The organism is Photorhabdus sp. RM71S (assembly GCF_042879355.1).
GTDB classification, from domain to species: Bacteria; Pseudomonadota; Gammaproteobacteria; order Enterobacterales; family Enterobacteriaceae; genus Photorhabdus; species Photorhabdus kayaii.
Genome location: NZ_JBHFKV010000016.1, coordinates 1 through 17,882, shown reverse-complemented (window position 1 = coordinate 17,882; position 17,882 = coordinate 1). Strand labels below are relative to the sequence as shown.

6 protein-coding genes are annotated in these 17,882 nt (G+C 41.1%); 1 reads left to right on the top strand and 5 read right to left on the bottom strand.

The genetic code is table 11. The features are described from left to right. Window positions 1-98 precede the first annotated feature (98 nt). From ACGF5R_RS10705 to ACGF5R_RS10695, 3 genes are all read right to left on the bottom strand, one after another. Complete coding sequence (locus tag ACGF5R_RS10705; RefSeq protein ID WP_262980816.1) at window positions 99-767, bottom strand: helix-turn-helix transcriptional regulator; 669 nt, start codon at window positions 765-767, stop codon at window positions 99-101. Window positions 768-1,143: 376 nt separating this feature from the next. Then, entirely contained in the window at window positions 1,144-1,830 is a 687-nt protein-coding gene (locus tag ACGF5R_RS10700) for a helix-turn-helix transcriptional regulator (protein ID WP_387690816.1), read from the bottom strand. A 36-nt stretch (window positions 1,831-1,866) separates the two neighbouring features. Continuing rightward, complete coding sequence (locus ACGF5R_RS10695; protein WP_387690814.1) at window positions 1,867-2,556, bottom strand: PAS domain-containing protein; 690 nt, start codon at window positions 2,554-2,556, stop codon at window positions 1,867-1,869. Window positions 2,557-4,240: 1,684 nt separating this feature from the next. Here ACGF5R_RS10695 and rtxA point away from each other — a divergent pair. Continuing rightward, window positions 4,241-14,806, top strand: a complete 10,566-nt coding sequence (gene rtxA, locus ACGF5R_RS10690; RefSeq protein ID WP_387690812.1) for an MARTX multifunctional-autoprocessing repeats-in-toxin holotoxin RtxA — start codon at window positions 4,241-4,243, stop codon at window positions 14,804-14,806. Window positions 14,807-15,148: 342 nt separating this feature from the next. On the opposite strand, the gene ACGF5R_RS10685 is transcribed toward rtxA, so the two are convergent. Beyond that, window positions 15,149-16,387 (bottom strand): acetyl-CoA carboxylase biotin carboxylase subunit family protein, encoded by a 1,239-nt coding sequence (locus tag ACGF5R_RS10685; protein ID WP_262980813.1) that lies wholly within the window; start codon window positions 16,385-16,387, stop codon window positions 15,149-15,151. Between the two features lie 12 nt (window positions 16,388-16,399). After that, window positions 16,400-17,731, bottom strand: a complete 1,332-nt coding sequence (locus ACGF5R_RS10680) for an MATE family efflux transporter (protein WP_112876317.1) — start codon at window positions 17,729-17,731, stop codon at window positions 16,400-16,402. Window positions 17,732-17,882: the final 151 nt, after the last annotated feature.

The window sequence follows — 17,882 nt, the reverse complement described above, 5'->3', positions numbered from 1 at the left end:
CGGTAGCCTTATTAATAGATCAAGGCTACCGTTATTTATTCTGGTACGTCCAGATTGAATACTATTGTCAGGAACAAAATGGTTTAATAATAAAATTGCTATGACAATAAGAATTTTTCTGGTACATAATGATGAAAATTATTCGCTAAACAATATTCTTCCAGTTGTTGGCTGGAATGAATCCCTATCTTGTTATATATCTGGGCCATATAGGTTTCAATGGTACGATAAGCAATATTTAATATCTGTCTAATTTGTTGTCTGGTGTATTTTTGTAAAAAGAAAAAGATGATATCCCATTCACGCGGCGTAAAAATATCGCTTGGTGGTTGAAGCATAATGGATGCCGGTAGTTTTTTATAATATTGATGTAGGCTGGCTAATGAGTAGCTTTTAGCTTCCCAACAATGATACATGACGCCGATACAATTTCCATCTTCATGATAAAAAGGCAATTTTTCACAAAAGTAAGATGATAACATTTGATCTTGTCCGAATATATGTGTTTCAACTGAACATATTCTCTGTTCTTTTGCCATGACCATACTATCTTGAATAATAAATTCCTTAGCAAATTCAGCGCCGTCCCAAGGGAGTTCATGATCATAAAGTCCATCATAATTAAATGATGCTTTAAAGTTATGAATATATTTCTTTGTTGCTGAGTTACCATAAATGAAATTTGAAGAACTATCTTTTATTCCCCACGGCTCATTGCTGATTGCCATCGTGTTGATAATTTGAGGTGATATCGTATAGTTCTTCATAAAGACTCCTTGAAAATTTTCAGCTTAAATAAACGTTCTACTTTGAGATTCCCTAGCGCTTTCTGGGATATAGCGATAAAATTGATGTTTTTCATAAGAATTTTCTAGTGTTATATGTTATGGCAGAATGAATTGTTGCTTGTTATTTGACTTATTGTTTTGGTTGCCTATTTATTATATTTAAAACAATGAATTATGTAGTAAGGCTTCTTGCAATCAAATAATTTATTAATATTATGAGTGAATTATTTTGTTGCTGGATTGCCGTAAATAAAGCATGAAGAACTATCTTTTACCTCCCTACAGTTCATTACCTAATCTGAGGTGATATTGCATAGTTCTTCTTCATAATAAAAATCTTATTGTGATTTGGGGCCTAAGGAAATATTCTGCTTTCCCGGTTCACAAATCTCTCTGGCACGTAGAGGTCATAGTCATTCGTGCGGCAATATTCTTCTAATTGACGGCTAGAATGAACACCAATTCGTTTATATATTCGTGAGAAATGGGTTTCAACCGTACGATAGGAGATATTTAACATCCTACCGATTTGCTTACTGGTATACTTATGTAACATGAGGAAAATAACATCCCATTCCCGTTGCGTAAATATATCAGTTGGTGGAGAGAACAGAATAGATGATGGTAGTTTTCCATAAAATAGACGGGTAAATGAGAAATCCTGAGCTTTCCATGCATGGGCAATGATGCCGATACATTCGTTTTCATCATTATAGAATGGATATTTTTCACAGAAATAAGATGATAGAAATTTATCTTTTCCAAACATATGTGTTTCAAGTGAACATATTCTTATGTCTTTCTCCATTACACTTTGATCGTGAATAACAAATTCTTTTGCAAATTCAGCACCATCCCAAGGAAATTCATTGTCATACCGTCCTTCATAATCAAATGATTTTTGAAAATTTTGAAGAGATTTACATGCCTCGTTGCCAAAAATCCAGCACGACTTTTTATCTTTGATCCCCCAAGGTTCATTACTTTGCTGCATGGTATTAATGACTTGAGATGAAATATTTATCCTATTAAATTTTCTCATAATGAGATCCTGCCGTGTAATTAATGTTTTATAAATTTACAATTCCTTACTACCAATAGTAATAAAACGTTCAGGAATATAAAGATGATAGTTATTCTTCTTACAGAAATCTGCTAATTCTATCTGTGGTGGTAAATTAAATTTCTGGTAAATTGACTGAATATGATTAACAACATCTTCTGTGCTCATCGTTAATTCTTCACCGATGCTCTCTTCATCCTGTGATCGCAGGGTTAGAAAAAGCACCTCCCACTCGGTTTGCGTCAATAGATTATTTGGTGGCGTAAATTCCAGGTTTGATGGCGATGTTCTGTCATAATAGTAAGAAACAGAAAAGTTTTGAGGTTGATACATATGAAAGAAGATCCCAATGCAATCATTATTCTCATCATAAAGGGGAAATTTATCACAAATATAGCTTTGTTTGACGTTATTTTCTCCAAACCGATGTGTTTCCAGTGAAGTGATGCGTTGCATAGTTTGGATGGCTTTTTGATCCTGACGGTGGACTTCTTCTGCATATTCGGCGATAGGCGAGGGTAATTCACCCATGGTAAGCCCGATAATATCGAAATCTTTAGGAAGGTTGAGTAGTTGATAGAAAGCAGGGTTAGCATAAATAAATCTTGACTGATGATCTCTGGCACCCCAAGGTTCATTGCTTTTGTCCCACATCAGGGTTAATTGTGGTGTAATAAGAGTGGATTTATTTCGTATGTTTGACATAGTAACTCCTAAATTCCTATTTAAATCATTATCTGAATGGTTGCTTTTTCGATTATGTCTTAAGTGGACAGCCATATAATAGAATATAATGCTTTTCTCGTCAAAAAGCGTATGTTTATTAATTGAATTTTTACTATTTAATAATGAAACTTTAAATAGAGAGGAATATAACTATATATACTATTTTAGATGAAGATTATTTAAATGATTTATTGAAAGATCAAGTAGAGGTTGTTGCTGTGCTCGCTGCTGTGCCTGATATCAGCTATTTTTAGCTGAAAAATAGGTATTATTAATGGTCAATAATTGCAGATTATAGTTGAAATTATCAGCATCCTCATTGTTGTCAGTTGTTCAATAATTATTTGTCCTAATGCTTAAGAGCTGTTCTGTTAAACTATTTGATTTACTCGTCTTTGTAATAAAGAGAAAATCTGAACAGCGGCATGAAAAAAATGATGGTTTTTGGTCATATTTTTGATGTGACATAAAGATTGGACTAAATAGATTACGCCTGTTGTGTTAAGTATATACCCGTTATCTTTCAAGTTACCTCTTTGTTGGCTGCACTCACTCACCCCGGTCACATCGTTCTCTATGCTCCCGGGGATTCGCTCCCTTGCCGCCGCGATGCATCTTGAAATCCATAGGGTATATGCTCTTAGCTTTTTACATTGTTTGTGCTCATTACCCTTTTAAAAGGGTAGTTGACAATAGTGACTCTCTTGGGATTAAGTAGTAAATACTTAATGAACGACGCTAACATAAATTTTTTCCTAACCTTATTAGTTCATATTCAAAGGACTTGAGTAAAAAGCCAAGTTGTGATTCAGAATGCATTATTGACGAATTTTATCTTTGAGTTACTTTCTCTTGATAGGTATCAAGAATCAGAGGATATCCTAATTGGTAGAATTTCATATAATGATTTTAACTTTATCGACAAAGAGGTAATTAAAACAGGTAAGTAAATAAAGGGGTATGCCGCTTAATTGCGGCGGATTCGACTAATAAGTTAAATTTTCCTGCATTTCTGATGCAATAATGTTAATAATTTAACCTTAGTAATTTTATTTATGAAAATTTTTTAATTATACTAATAAAAACAAAAAGTTAACCTGTAAGTTGATATTATTTTTCACTATTTTATTTGTATTGTTAATATCAATGTAGGGATATAGGGCAATATATGGGGGGTAAACAGACTTTCTTATATATTAATATTGATTTTGAGTTTTTGCTCTATATTATTTTATTCTGCTTATTCATTTAACCGTATTTGTAGATATATAAGTCTATTATATCTCTGAGCTTAGGGTTTTTGCTTCACTATATATTTTATAATCTTTGTCAGTAAATTTCTTGTTGAGGAAGAAATATGTTTAAAAATTTCGAACAAATCACTTCTGATATCAGTTATAACAAAGGCGTTTTTTTTCATTATTTCGTTGATTAGAAAGAAAACAATCAATGGAGTAATAACTCAATAGAGTTAGAATAATCTATCTAATTAGACATAATTTTATAAATAATGCCTGAGTGATGGCTGTCATTATATTTTTTTACCGTGGGAAGAACGGTGGATTTGCTCTGTCCGCGGAAAACTAGATTCTCAAAACCGCTTCTGTATCTGTCAGATGCAGTGGTTTTCTATTTAACCTCAGTTTAAATTAAGGGATTGTTTATGGGAAAATCATCAAACCGCAGTACAGAATATTTCTTTACTGGAAAATACTACGACGATGATGATGGCAATAATATTGTTGCTATTGGTGTCGGAGGGGTTATTTATGCCAAAGGGGGAGATGATCGTATTATCCTCGGGTCAATTGGAGCAACAGTTTATGCCGATTCTGGCAACAAGGTAGTCGATGGTAGCGCCGGATATTTAAAAGTAGTGGATAAGGAAGGTAATCTGGCCGTACATGGCGCTGCGGGTTATTCGGGTATTGATAAAAGTGGTAATGGTAATATTTCATTTACTGGTGCGGCAGGGGGTGTTTTTATGGATCATCAGGGTGACCACGGTGATCTCAATTTCTCAGGAGCAGCGGCTTATAATGGCCTGAATCGCAAAGGACAATCCGGTAATGTGACTTTTAACGGTGTTGGTGGTTATAACGAATTATGGCATGAAACGAATCAAGGTAATTTAAATTTTGCCGGCGCTGGTGCCGGTAATAAAATTGACCGTACCTGGTATGATCACTATGAGACAAGCCACGGTGATGTGAAATTTGACGGTGGGGGAGCAGCGAATAGTATCAGTTCGTTGGTTGAAAGTGGCAATATTAATTTCACAGGTGCCGGGGCTGATAACCACATTATACGTAAAGGTAGAGAAGGCAATATTATTTTGCATGGCGCCGGGGCATCAAACCGTATTGAGCGTTTGCGCCAAAGTCAAGATCAATATGGACAGACGCACGGTAATATCGAATTTGAAGGGGCAGGGGGTTATAACCGGATCTATTCTGATGTCGCACATGGTGATATTACTTTCGATGGTGCCGGTGCTTACAATGAAATATCAAGAATCGACGCAGATAGCGGTTCTCGTGATGGCACTCTGGAATATGCTAAAGCTGAAGAGATTGTATTAATAACGGCGACGATGGGAGGAAGTTGGATTCAGCAATCCCAACAAGTAACAGGTATTAAATCAACTATCGAGCCTAACACTTACCTCTTTGCATTTGCCGATGAAATGTACACTAAGATTAGCAAAGTCCAACTCCGAAATGATCCTGAAACCGGTAAGCTCAATTATTACGCCACTTCTTGGTATAAACAGGGAAATCACCTTAAGAATCTTGCTACGGAGAATATCTCTTCAAGCAATGGATTTACTGATATAGGCATCAATGGTGGTTACCGTCTCTCTAATTTAATCTTCGAACATCATCACCCTGTTATTATTCAACATACTGTTGAAGAAGATTTGCAGGAGAACCAGTGGGTGACTTATGCCGGTGGAACCAATGCCCGAGCAGGAGATATCACGTTAATTGATGCCAAGATGCATGGGTATGCAATCCATTCTGGTGGTTTGATATTAGATGTTTCAGCGGTGAAATCGAACTGTCAACCGAACACTTATATTTATGCCAAGTATGTTGAGTCATATACCAAAGTGGTGATGGTTGAATTGGCGAATAATCCTGAAACCGGCGCGCTGCAATATTATGCCAGTGCGTGGTACAAAGCAGGTGATCATACCGGTAATCTGGCTGCTGAAGATTTTTCATTCAAAAATGGTTATCGCTCAATGGGTATGGGCGGATATTCGCTAACTAATCTGCAATACAAAGTGAATTCAGTATGCCGTGTTTCTGAGCACTTAGCACATACCGAAGAGTACAGTCATCAGGAGTTGGTGAAATTATCTGCGGGCATAGGTGACAGCTCCGGTGATATTGATTTCAAGGGCATGGGGGGTGGCAACGTCATTACCTCCAGTGTCATACGCGGCAATGTCAATTTTGAAGGCGCGGGTGCTGCTAATGTCATCGTGAAAAAGGGGGAACAGGGCGATCTGACGTTCCGTGGTGCAGGTCTGGCAAACGTATTGGTTCATCAAAGCCAGCGTGGAGAAATGGATGTTTACGCTGGCGGTGCAGCGAACGTATTGGTTCGAATCGGTGATGGGCGATATCTGGCTCATCTTTTGGCAATGGGTAATATCTCGATCCACCAAGGCAATGGCGATAGCCGAGTTATCATGTTTGGGGGTTACAACACTCATGACCAAATAGGTAATGGCAACGCTAATTGGTTAGGTGCCGGCGGTTTTAATGTGATGACCCAAACAGGTAAGGGGAAGGTCTCCTCGGTACTGGTGGGTGGCGCCAATGTGCTGACTAAGCTTGGTGCCGGTGATTTGGTTGCCGGTATGCTTGGTGGCGCGAACATTATCACGCATCTCGGCGATGATAAAATATCAGGCACCACGGCGGTTGCATTAGGTGGTGCCAATATTCTGACGAAAAAGGGCAGAGGTAAAGCTATTGCGCTGATGGGCGGTGGTGCCAATGTGTTTACTCACATTGGCAATGGAAGTACGACGGGGGTGATGTTAGGTGGCGCTAATATCTTGACCAAAATCGAAAATGGTGACACCACGGGTATCATGCTCGGCATAGGTAATGTGCTGACTCATGTCGGTGGCAATCAGACTCTGGGAGTTATGGGAGCCGCAGGCAATGTCTTTACCAAAGTGGGTAATGGAACGGCGATTGCGGCCATGATTGGTGTGGGCAATATCTTTACTCATGTTGGCAACGGTGATGCATGGGGATTGATGGGGGGATTGGGGAATGTTTTTACCAAAGTGGGGGATGGTAAAGCGTTGGCATTGATGATAGCCGCCGGCAATGTGTTTACTCACATTGGTGATGAAATGAGTGTTGCCTTGATGTTGGCTAAAGGCAATATCGCCACCAAAGTGGGTAACGGCATGACGCTGGCAGCAATGATCGGTGAGGCCAATGTGATGACCCATATTGGTAATGGCTCAACCTTTGCCGCGATGATCGGGCAGGGCAATATCCTGACGAAAGCGGGCAATGATTTGGCGCTCGGTTTGATGATTGGTGAGGCCAATATCTATTCGCATGTAGGTAATGGCACCAGTATTGGCTTGTTTGCCGGCGAGCTGAATGTAATGACCAGGGTTGGTGATGGTACAACATTGGCGGCAATGTTTGGTCAAGCCAATATCATGACTCATTCCGGCAATGGCTTAACCGGCGTTTTAGCGTTAGGAGAGGCGAATATTGTCACCAAAGTGGGCGATGATTTTATGGGGGTGGTTGCGGCGGCGGAGGCGAATGTCATCACTCATAAGGGATCATCAACTACTGTTGCCGTGCTATTCGGTAAGGGCAATATTCTAACGAAGGTAGGGGACGGGACAACAGTCGGTTTACTTATTTCCGATGTGGGTAACATCATGACCCATGTTGGTCATGGCGTGACGGTGGGGTTCGCCAAAGGGAAAGCCAATATCATTACCAAAGTGGGGGGTGGTATCGGCGTTAATGCTGTTTGGGGGGATGCTAATATTCTAACGCAGGTTGGTGATGGTGACCGTTATAACTTCGCGAAAGGTAAAGCAAACATTATTACCAAAGTGGGTAATAATCAGCAAGTCACGGTTGTTCAGGGTGATGCCAATATCATCACCCATGTGGGGCAAGGTGATGATTATACCGGCGCTTGGGGCAAAGCTAATGTGATTACCAAGGTCGGTGATGGGCGCAATGTCGTGCTTGCCAAAGCGGATGCCAACATTGTGACTCAGGTCGGTAATGGTGACAGCTTTAATACCTTGTGGAGTGAAGGAAATATTGTCACCAAAGTGGGTGACGGTATGCAGGTTACTGCGGCAAAAGGCAAAGCCAATATCACGACCACGGTGGGGAATGGTTTAAGTGTCACCGCGACGCATGGCGATTTTAATGTCAATACCAACGTGGGTGATGGTGTTTCCGTTAACGCAGTGTGGGGTGAATATAACGTTAATACTAAAGTCGGGCAGGGTCTTAATGTTGCGATCATGAAAGGTAAAAGCAATGCCAATATTCATGTTGGTGATGGCCTGGGGATTAACGCCTCTTATGCATGTAATAATGTGGCGATTAAGGTGGGTAATGGTGATTTCTACACGCTTTCTATTGCAGAAAGCAACACGCAAAGTAATAACCTCCCCTTACTGTTTAAAAGTATTAAACAAACTGTGTTAAATGTGGAAGGTAGCCACGCAATTAACTATCTGATTCACGGTAATGAGGCAAATACTTCTGGAACCCATAAAAGCCGAGGGGCGATTAATTTAACCGAAGTTTCTGCCATTGATGGTTTCCAGATGAATGCCATTGATGAAGTTGATTCGGATCTGCGTGATAAATTAAGTGGCACGGTAACTCAGGTGGAGACTCCTGATACTGAGGCTATCCAGAATGCCTTGCATATTGGAGACAAGGTTGATTCGACTCAGAGTGAATCATCATCGCAAGCTGATGCTGTTATTAAACATGCAGAACAGGGCAGCGCTGCGCAAAATGCGTTAAGTGATAAAGAGAAAGCGGAGGAGAATCGCCGTATTCTGGAACAAGAAAGGGATGACCAACTTAAAACAATTTCAAAATCACAATTCCAATTGGAATCAACGGATCAAAATGCGCTGAAGACCAATGGACAAGTACAGCGTGATGCAATAAGTGGAGAAGAGCGAGCAGTAATGAAGGAACTGTTCTCCATGACTCAACGTCTGGATGCGCTTAATGGCTATGGGAATTACGCTGGTCAATCGGGTGATGAGTGGCGTGACCGGTTTGCTGCGGGATATTTGGACCGTACTCAGGAGAAATTAGATGACACCAAATTTATTTCACAGAAAAAATTAGCGGGTTTACAGCCGCGCCTTATTGATAACCAACAACAAGTAAAAAATGCAATTGGCAAATCAGAAGCAGGTTTAGAGCAAGGTTATCAGAATATAAAGAACGCAGACGACAATATTGAGGATGCGCGTACAAAAGCGAAATCAAGACAGAAAGAAGCAGATTTACAACGCCTGCGGGCAGCAAAAGCGGAAAGTGATGCCTATGCCGTGTATGAAGAAGCGAAACAACGCGGTGAACATGATAGTTCGGTGGCGAAAAATAAAGTCGCTCAGGTACAGGCTGATGCGAAAGGTGCGAAACAGGCTGGTGATGCAAAACCCGATCGTAGCGGGGCGACCGGCAGTGGCTTGTCTGGAAAAGCGTATACACCAATCGACGTAGCGAAACCGAAAAGTCATATCAATCCTGAATCCAAAACGGAAGCTAATGGCTGGAACAGTGAAGATCTAACGCTAACAGCCACAGATTTGGCGGCATTGAGTAGTGCGCAACAGGCGATTAATCGGCTACAGATCAACAGGAGTATTCGCGCAGAAAATGTTGGTGCTTCGATCATTTCCCTGCTTACCGGAACGTCATCCGATAGGGTTGTGGAACCTATTTCGAATCAACCTGGAAAGTTAACCAAAAAAGCACCTGTAATTTCGGGTATCAATTTGCAAGGATTGGGGCAAACGGCTGGTGGAGATAGCCTTAAATCTCATTCTTCCATCCTGAGAGAGTTTGAGCCTTTCTTGCTGAATCAAGGTGACAAACGGTTTATTGATTCGACAAAAAGATATCTTGGTCAGATAAATACCGATCGGCCCAGTAAGGCGCTGGTGGCAGTACGTGAGGCTTTCAACAATACGGTCGAACAACCTAATGAGCAGCATGTGTTGCAGCTTGAGCAAGCGCTTGCTCATTGGCAACAGCATGATCCCAATGAATTTACCAAGCGTGGTCGATTAGTCAAAAGCCTGCGTTTTGAGATGGGGGAATTGGTTGCTTACCTTCAGGCAAAAAGAGCTGAATCAGCCGGGATTTTAGGGGTTAGCTTAGCGCCTGACCATGTTGCACTGTTTGATCAATATGTATCCTTTGATGGATTCGGGCGTGTGGTAGGTCTGAAAGGTGATATCGCACAAAGCGAGATTAATCGTCTTACTGATTTACAAATCAAGCCATTGACTCAGATTAACTCTGCGGCGGAACGGGAAGCGCCTAAAACTGAAGGTGAAAGCCTGATCGTTTTCATTAGCCGATTGCAACAAGAAGCTATTCCTGAAGGTATGCCACTAATTGAACGGGCCAAAAACCTTTGGTTTAGCGGACAAGTAACCCGACAGGAAACCATTAAGCTATTTGAGGATGCGGCTACCCAGTTGCAGACACATCCTGAATTACACACGTTAGCTCAGCAGTTACTGGCTGATGCCGGCAAAGAAAAGACGACGGGGCAATATATTGACAACCTGTTTGGCCGCCATTTTGATTCTGAATTGGCCCATGAATTGGTGAAAACAGCGCCACAGGATGCCATGACCACTTCCAGGCAGACAGGACAATTTCTGGTAGAGAAATTTGAACAGTGGATAGCAGGTTTTTATCCTGATGTAGCCGAGCGTGAGAAGATTATTGCTAAAAAGATGACGGGGTTCGCTAGGGCCATTAACAAGGACTTTCGTCCCTGGTTTAGTCGGGTGCCTGAATTGACGACGTTTCTGGATGAACCGACTTTTGCCAATTTCAACGTCATGATGACTCAGGTTGATGATGGTTTTGCTGTGATTAAGGTGCCATTTCTGGCAGTAAAAATGGCAATTACCCCAGGAATGGGGATGGATCGTGCAGAGTGGAAGGTTAAAGGGGATCGTTTCTATGAAGATGTTATCACCAAAGCCCGTTCGACCAGTAGTCAACTGACTAGCGGGGCTGATGTCACGTATGAAGTTGAAATAACCGAAAAGCAGACTAACGATTATGGTACTGCGTTACCCTACCAGCCTGCTAATAACAAGCATGATGACTTTTTGTATGGCAGAAAGGTTGCTACGGGTCGAATTTTGGTCCCCGGATGGGAAACGAGATTTGAGTATAATGCGTTAGCGCAAGGTCATTCTGTGGTAACGGGGGCTTCTGGCTCGACCAATATCATGGTTCACCTCAATAACTATATTGCTAGTGAACAGCCTACTTTCTCGGCCAGACAGAGCTATCTCAACACGCTGGCGTTTCTGGTATTTGATGGTGGTCATTCTGTCAACGAAAGTCTGGCGGTTTATCGGGCACTACAGGTAACCGGTGATGAACAACGTAAGCAGTTACTAAATAGCTACACTGCCAATTATCGGGATCTGTTGGATATTGCCGGTGAAGAAGGCAAAGTGTGGGTAAGTCGGGCGCTGGATAACGCTTTCCAAGAAACTGGGGAATTCTATCAGAAACATGCCAGGGTGAAACCACAAAGCCGCCCTACAGTGGAGGAGTTAGATGAGTTATCGAGTAAGAATAAGAAGTCAGAACCTACTATCATCGACGATACTCATCAAGATAAGAAAACGAGCAGGCTACTCGGTGACTGGCAAATAGAGAAGGTGACGCCACAAGCTGATGGTCGTGAAACTCGCTTTGATGGTCAGATTATTATCCAAATGGAGGATGATCCGGTCGTTGCCAAAGCCGCGGCTAATCTGGCGGGTAAACACTCAGATTCTAGCGTAGTGGTTCAACTTAATTCTAAGGGCAAATATCGTGTGGTTTATGGTGATCTTGCCAGATTATCCGGTAAGTTACGTTGGCAGATTGTCGGTCATGGTCGTGATACGTTGGAGCAGAATAACATTCGTCTGAGTGGTTACGCTGCTGATGAACTGGCGACCAGATTAACGCGGTTTTATCAGAACGTTAATCAGGGTAACAGCATAACTCACAAACCTGATCACATCAGTATTGTGGGCTGTTCTTTGATAAGTGATGACAAACGGGATGGCTTTGCTCGTCGCTTTATCACAGTGTTGGATAAACAAGGCATTCGCAGCGATGTTTCCGCTCGCAGTAGTGAAGTGGCTGTTGATGCCAGTGGACGCAAATTTACCCGTGATCAACATAACCAATGGGTTAACAATTTGCCTGATAATAAAATCGTATTGAGTTGGAATAACCAAAATGAGTTGATCACGCATACCGAGCTAGTTCGCCGTGGTATTGCCGAAAGTGATATTAACTTCTCTAGGGTAGGACATACCGAAGCTGATACTGTTATTAAAGGAGCGATCGCGGGTAACGTTGAACAATTTGTTAAACCAAACAAACGTAAAAATACGATTCAAATTGATTCCAATGAGAAAGCGAATAATCAGCTCAGTTACTCCGGTAATATCCAGGTGAATGTGGGAGATGGGGAGTTTACCGCACTCAATTGGGGAACCTCGAACGTTGGTATCAAAGTGGGTACCGGTGGTTTTAAATCACTGGCCTTCGGTGATAACAATGTGATGGTGCACATCGGTAATGGCGACAGTAAACAGAGCTTCGATATTGCAGGTTATCAAGCGCTTGAAGGGGCGCAAATGTTTATCGGTAATCGTAATGTCAGCTTCAACCAAGGCCGCAGTAATGACCTGATTGTGATGATGGATAAATCCATCCCAACGCCGCCGTTGGTTAATCCGTTTGATGGTGTGGCGCGTATTACCGATGTACTGCAAGGTGTCGCGGGTTCCAGTGAGGATCAGGATTGGTTAGCGGCACAAGACCAGCAGTGGACCATCGCCGGTGCGAAGAAGTTTGTAGAGGATATGTCCGGTTTGGACCAAACCAGCAGCGTGGACTACAACACATTGACTGATCTGGATTCTCAACATGAGCGTAGCAGCCGTGGTTTGAAGTATGATGCTGAATTGACATTGAACAAGAAGTTTAATCAGTGGCTAGGCGAACATGGCAAGGGCACTGGTATGGGCAAAATAAGTCGTATAGAACAATTCCGTCAGGCCAATCAAAAACTGGCTTTCAACTTTGCTGTAGGTGGGCGTGGCGCCGATATCCAGGTGACAACCGGTAACTGGAACCTGATGTTCGGAGACCATATCCAGTCGATTCTGGATACTAACTTGGGTTCGCTGTTTGGCTTGATGACGCAGCAATATTCGGCAACCGGCATGGCGAAGACCACCTTTACCTATAATCCACAGGACTTACCGCGTCAGCTTAAGAATAAACTGATTGGCCGATTAGCGAGTGTAAATGCAGATACCACCTTAGCGGATATTTTTGGCGTGAACTACACCGCAGAGGGGAAAATTATTTCCTGTACAGGCAAAGCGATTGATGGTGAGGCAATTCTGCAAGAGATGCTGGAAGTGATTGGGGAATTTAGTGGTAGTCAACTACAAGTTTTCACCAATCCAGAAAAGTTACTTGATAGCCTGGAGGCGGGCATTGATATGGGCGAGGAAGGTGTCAGGTCATTTGTGGAGAGTCATGGCCTGAAAGAGAAAGCGCCTGATGAGAGTCAGGAATCAGGATCTTCGGTGAGTATCAATGGAGAAAATGCTCAGACCAATAATAAATCAAAGCCTGCATTTGGTTTTAATGCGCTGAACTTACCTAATCTGTTTGCAACGATGTTTAGCGAAAAGAAGCAACGAGAGATGAAATCGTTAGTGGCTAACCTGAAAGAAAACCTGACGACAGATCTGCTTAATATGGAAGAAAAAACGTTTGATTTCCTGCGTAGCAGCGGTCATCTGCAAGGGGATGGCGATATCCACGTATCGTTGGGGAACTATAACTTCAACTGGGGCGGTGACGATAAAGATCTTGGCGCTTATCTGGGAGATAACAACAACTTCTGGGGTGGTCGTGGTAGTGATGTCTATTACTCGCTAGGTACCTCCAATATTTTTTCAGGTGGTGAAGGTAATGACTTAGGCGTCCTGATGGGGCGTGAAAACTGGATGTTTGGCGGTAAGGGGGATGATACCGCAGTGGTGGCCGGGCGTATTAACCATGTCTTTATGGGGGAAGGCAATGACCAGACATTTGTCTTTGGTGAAGGCGGTTTTATTGATGCGGGTAACGGGCAGGATTACGTTGTCACCTCCGGCAACTATAATCGGGTGGATACTGGGGAAGGTCAGGATTATACGGTGATCATCGGCAATAATAATCAGGCCGAACTGGGAGGAGGCGACGACTTTGCCAGAGTATTTGGTAATGACAACCGGATTGATGGTTATTCCGGCAATGATGCGATTAAGCTGATGGGCTACCATGCGGTAATCAACGGTGGAGAAGGTGATGATCATCTGATAGCCGCAGCGATTTCGAAGTTCAGCCAGTTTGATGGCGGTGAAGGTCAGGATCTGCTGGTGTTAGGCGGGTATCAGAACCATTTCCGGGGCGGTGCAGGTGTGGATAGCTTTGTGGTCAGCGAAGAAGTGATTGATAACCGAGTGAGCGATATTAACGCAGAAGATATGATCTTGTTTAACGGTGTTGACTGGCAAAATTTGTGGTTCCAGCGTAGCGGGTATGATCTGGTGCTGTCAGTGAATCGCCATACTCAGGACAACACGGCTCAAGGGAGATTTGAATCGGTGGGTTCTGTCATCTTTAATGATTACTTTAATGGCAATCGCGCTAAATTGGTGACTCGGATGAGTGATAAGAACGCGTCAGGGGATCGCGAATTTACGGCACTGTCAGATAATGCTGTGGATTCCTTGATCCAGGCAATGAGCAGTTTTGCTCCGGCAGTGGGTGATAATGGTTTTATTGAGAGTCTGGACAGTCAGGCGAAAACGGCTATCGCAACGGCGTGGACCGATGTCACGATTGGTAAGGGGAAATTTGCTTAATTAACGGCAGATTTGCTTAAGGGCGGCAATTTCAGAATCATGTAAATTCAAGCTCGGCTTTTTCGGTAAATTGTTGGCAAAAGTCATCGATGTTGCAGTAAAGTTCTTCTAGATTATACATGCCTGAGGATTTCTACGATTTTGTTTTCTTGAGCAGAAACTTTGATTAAGCCTCAGGCACTTACTGCCTATCCTAATAGGACTATTTTATTTGCCCTTCTTTGCCATAAAGAGCGAACTTGGGCAGTGCTCAGACAAAAGCATTAGCTTTTGACCGCACTTTACAATTACGCCTATTGGGATAGGCTCTTAGTTCCCTTCTTAAACAAACCTCAGGTCAACTTAATTAACTGCTTTAAAATTAATTTGGCTATAGAACCATTCCATAATCTCGGCGATAAGGTTTTTAACTTCATTCGAAGTTGATGAAGTTATAGTGATTTCAGCTATAACTTGGCGCTCGTCAGAAAAATAATCTCCATCCTTAGCAAAAGTTTTATAGCTTGTAACTTGAGGGAAAGGGCAAGATTCAGGAATATTATAAATATAAGAGTTGGTTAATTTATTTGGTATAATTATCCATCCGCAAATTGAGCTTGGCCTAATATTGATAGAGTCAAGCTGTTCATTTGACACATTACCAATGTAAGCATTAAATGCAATCTCTTGTGGGTTGATGCCAAATATATTTTCTATCGCAGTCATTACTGGCCCACCGCCTGCACGAGCAGCGATTTCGCATAATTTAAAACTTCCGTCAGAACATAGGAAAACTTCTGCATGAAAAGCAAAATTCACAGGTGAAGGAAGTGCCCCAATACATTTTCTTACATATTTTATTATTCTATCAAACAGTTTATCCTCAGGTAATAACAAACAACTTGAAATATAGTTTCCATCCTGAAAGTCCATGCAATTTGACACATATAATGAAGGCCAAATAAATCTTATCTGATTATTTAAGACAACTCCATCAACATGATACATTGGGCTATCAACAAATTCCTCGACCATCATATTAATTAGCTCTTCGGAATTTTTCTTTAATCCAATATATAAAGAATTATGGAGATCATTGTCATTTTTCAGTATTGAAATGCCTCGTGCACGTTTAGAAGTTCGTGGTTTGAGTATGACGGGATAATCATGCTCCTCAATGAATTTGATAACATCTAGAGCATTTTTTATCAATGAAAACTTAGGGATGGAAACATTATTTCTTTCCAAAATCTTTTTCATCACACCTTTGTCTCTATATGCTTCTATTGCCTCGACACTTGCACCTGACAGACCCCATTTATCTCTTATGTAAGCAGCGGATAATAAGTCAAACTCTCTGACCCCTATAACGTAATCAAAGACCGTTTCTTTTCTCAACTTTTCTGCATGATAAAAAATAAGGTCATCATTATCTGGATGTAAACTTTCAATACCAACAACTTTCTTAAACGATGAAATCACTTCATTGCTCATTAGCCTTAATGATTCGATAGAGGTAATTAAATAGCAATTGTGATCTTTATACCATTCACTTACAGGGTTAGAATTAGAGGATTCAAAATCAATAATAAGCAAATTCATCTTATACACACCTTAGCAGTCAGCGGATTTAGGAAACTTAGCAGGAACCCAACTTTCTTTTAACCAAATAATCAGCATGAATATTGATTCAATTAAACGATACACGAGAAACGAAAACCATAGTATTTCAATGCCATGATTTTTGAAAAGACAAAGATAAATAGCTAACGGTATGAAAAAAAACCACTGCAATGGCACAGTAACCATTGTCAACTGCCGGTTGAAACCTGCTCCAAACATAGAGAATTTTAATATTTGAGCAAAAACCTCAGAAAAAACAAACAATACCGTTATTTTAAACAATCCTATATAATTATTTACTATAAAATTATCTTTTATGAATAAACCCATAATGTAATGTGGATTTATCAAAATGAAGAGTTGAATAGTGAATATTCCAAAGCCTAACTTTACCGCAATATTACCCCACGATTTAGCATCCTTATATTTATTTGCTCCAAGAGATCGACTCACATAAACCGCAGAAGCCATTCCCATTCCGATTAACGGTGTGATGCTTAGCAGAATAAGATTATTGAGAACTGTTATCACTGCCAAAGCGGAAGAATTCATTTGGCTAGCAATAATGAACATGACTGCAAACCCACCCGAAAAGAAGAGTTGCTGTATACCTGCATAGAAAGAAAGTTTTGATATCTCACCGATCTGTTCAAAAATTTTAGTAACTTTAAAAAAACGATATTTAGAATCTATAAAATATCCACTGAAATAAAACAAGCAGGCACCTATATAAAAAGCACAACATGTTCCCAATCCAGCACCTCTGATTCCATACCCTAAGGAAACGAGTGTAAAACCTATTAAGAAATTAAAAAAATAAGTAGAGAAGATTATTAATACACTCATTTTATTCTCACCGATCCCGCCATAGTAACCTCGAAAAGCCCTGACAATCCCTATAGCTGGAGCACCTAACACTAGAGCTTGAAGGTAAGTTATACAGTTAGAAGCTAAAACTTCATCATGAATAAACAGTGTTATGAATTTTGGGATAAAAAAACCTAAGCCTATGATTAATATACCTAAAACTATAGCAACAAATATTGCACTATGAAGCGCATTAATACCTTGATTTATTTTTCCAGCACCAATGCTCTTACCAACTACAGTTTGAACGCTTATGGTTATACCAGTTACACAACTGGTCATTATCGAGAAAATAAATCCGCAAAGACCAACAGCGGCGATGGCATTCATGCCGATCCTACCTACAATGAACATATCAATAATGCTATTTAAGCTTTGTGAAAGCATAAGCAAAATAAAAGGGAAGGCAGTAATTAAAACTTGCTGATATGATTTGAAGTTAATTCTGTTATTCATTCACATCACCAGATTGGTTTTCTTCACAAGAAGTAATATCTGGCAGATTCGACTAATAAGTGCAATTTTTCAGAAGGGCGGTCAGTTGCTATAGTAGGCATCTTTCTCGCCAAAGGAAAATGCACTATGGCCTATACACAACTGACCGAAA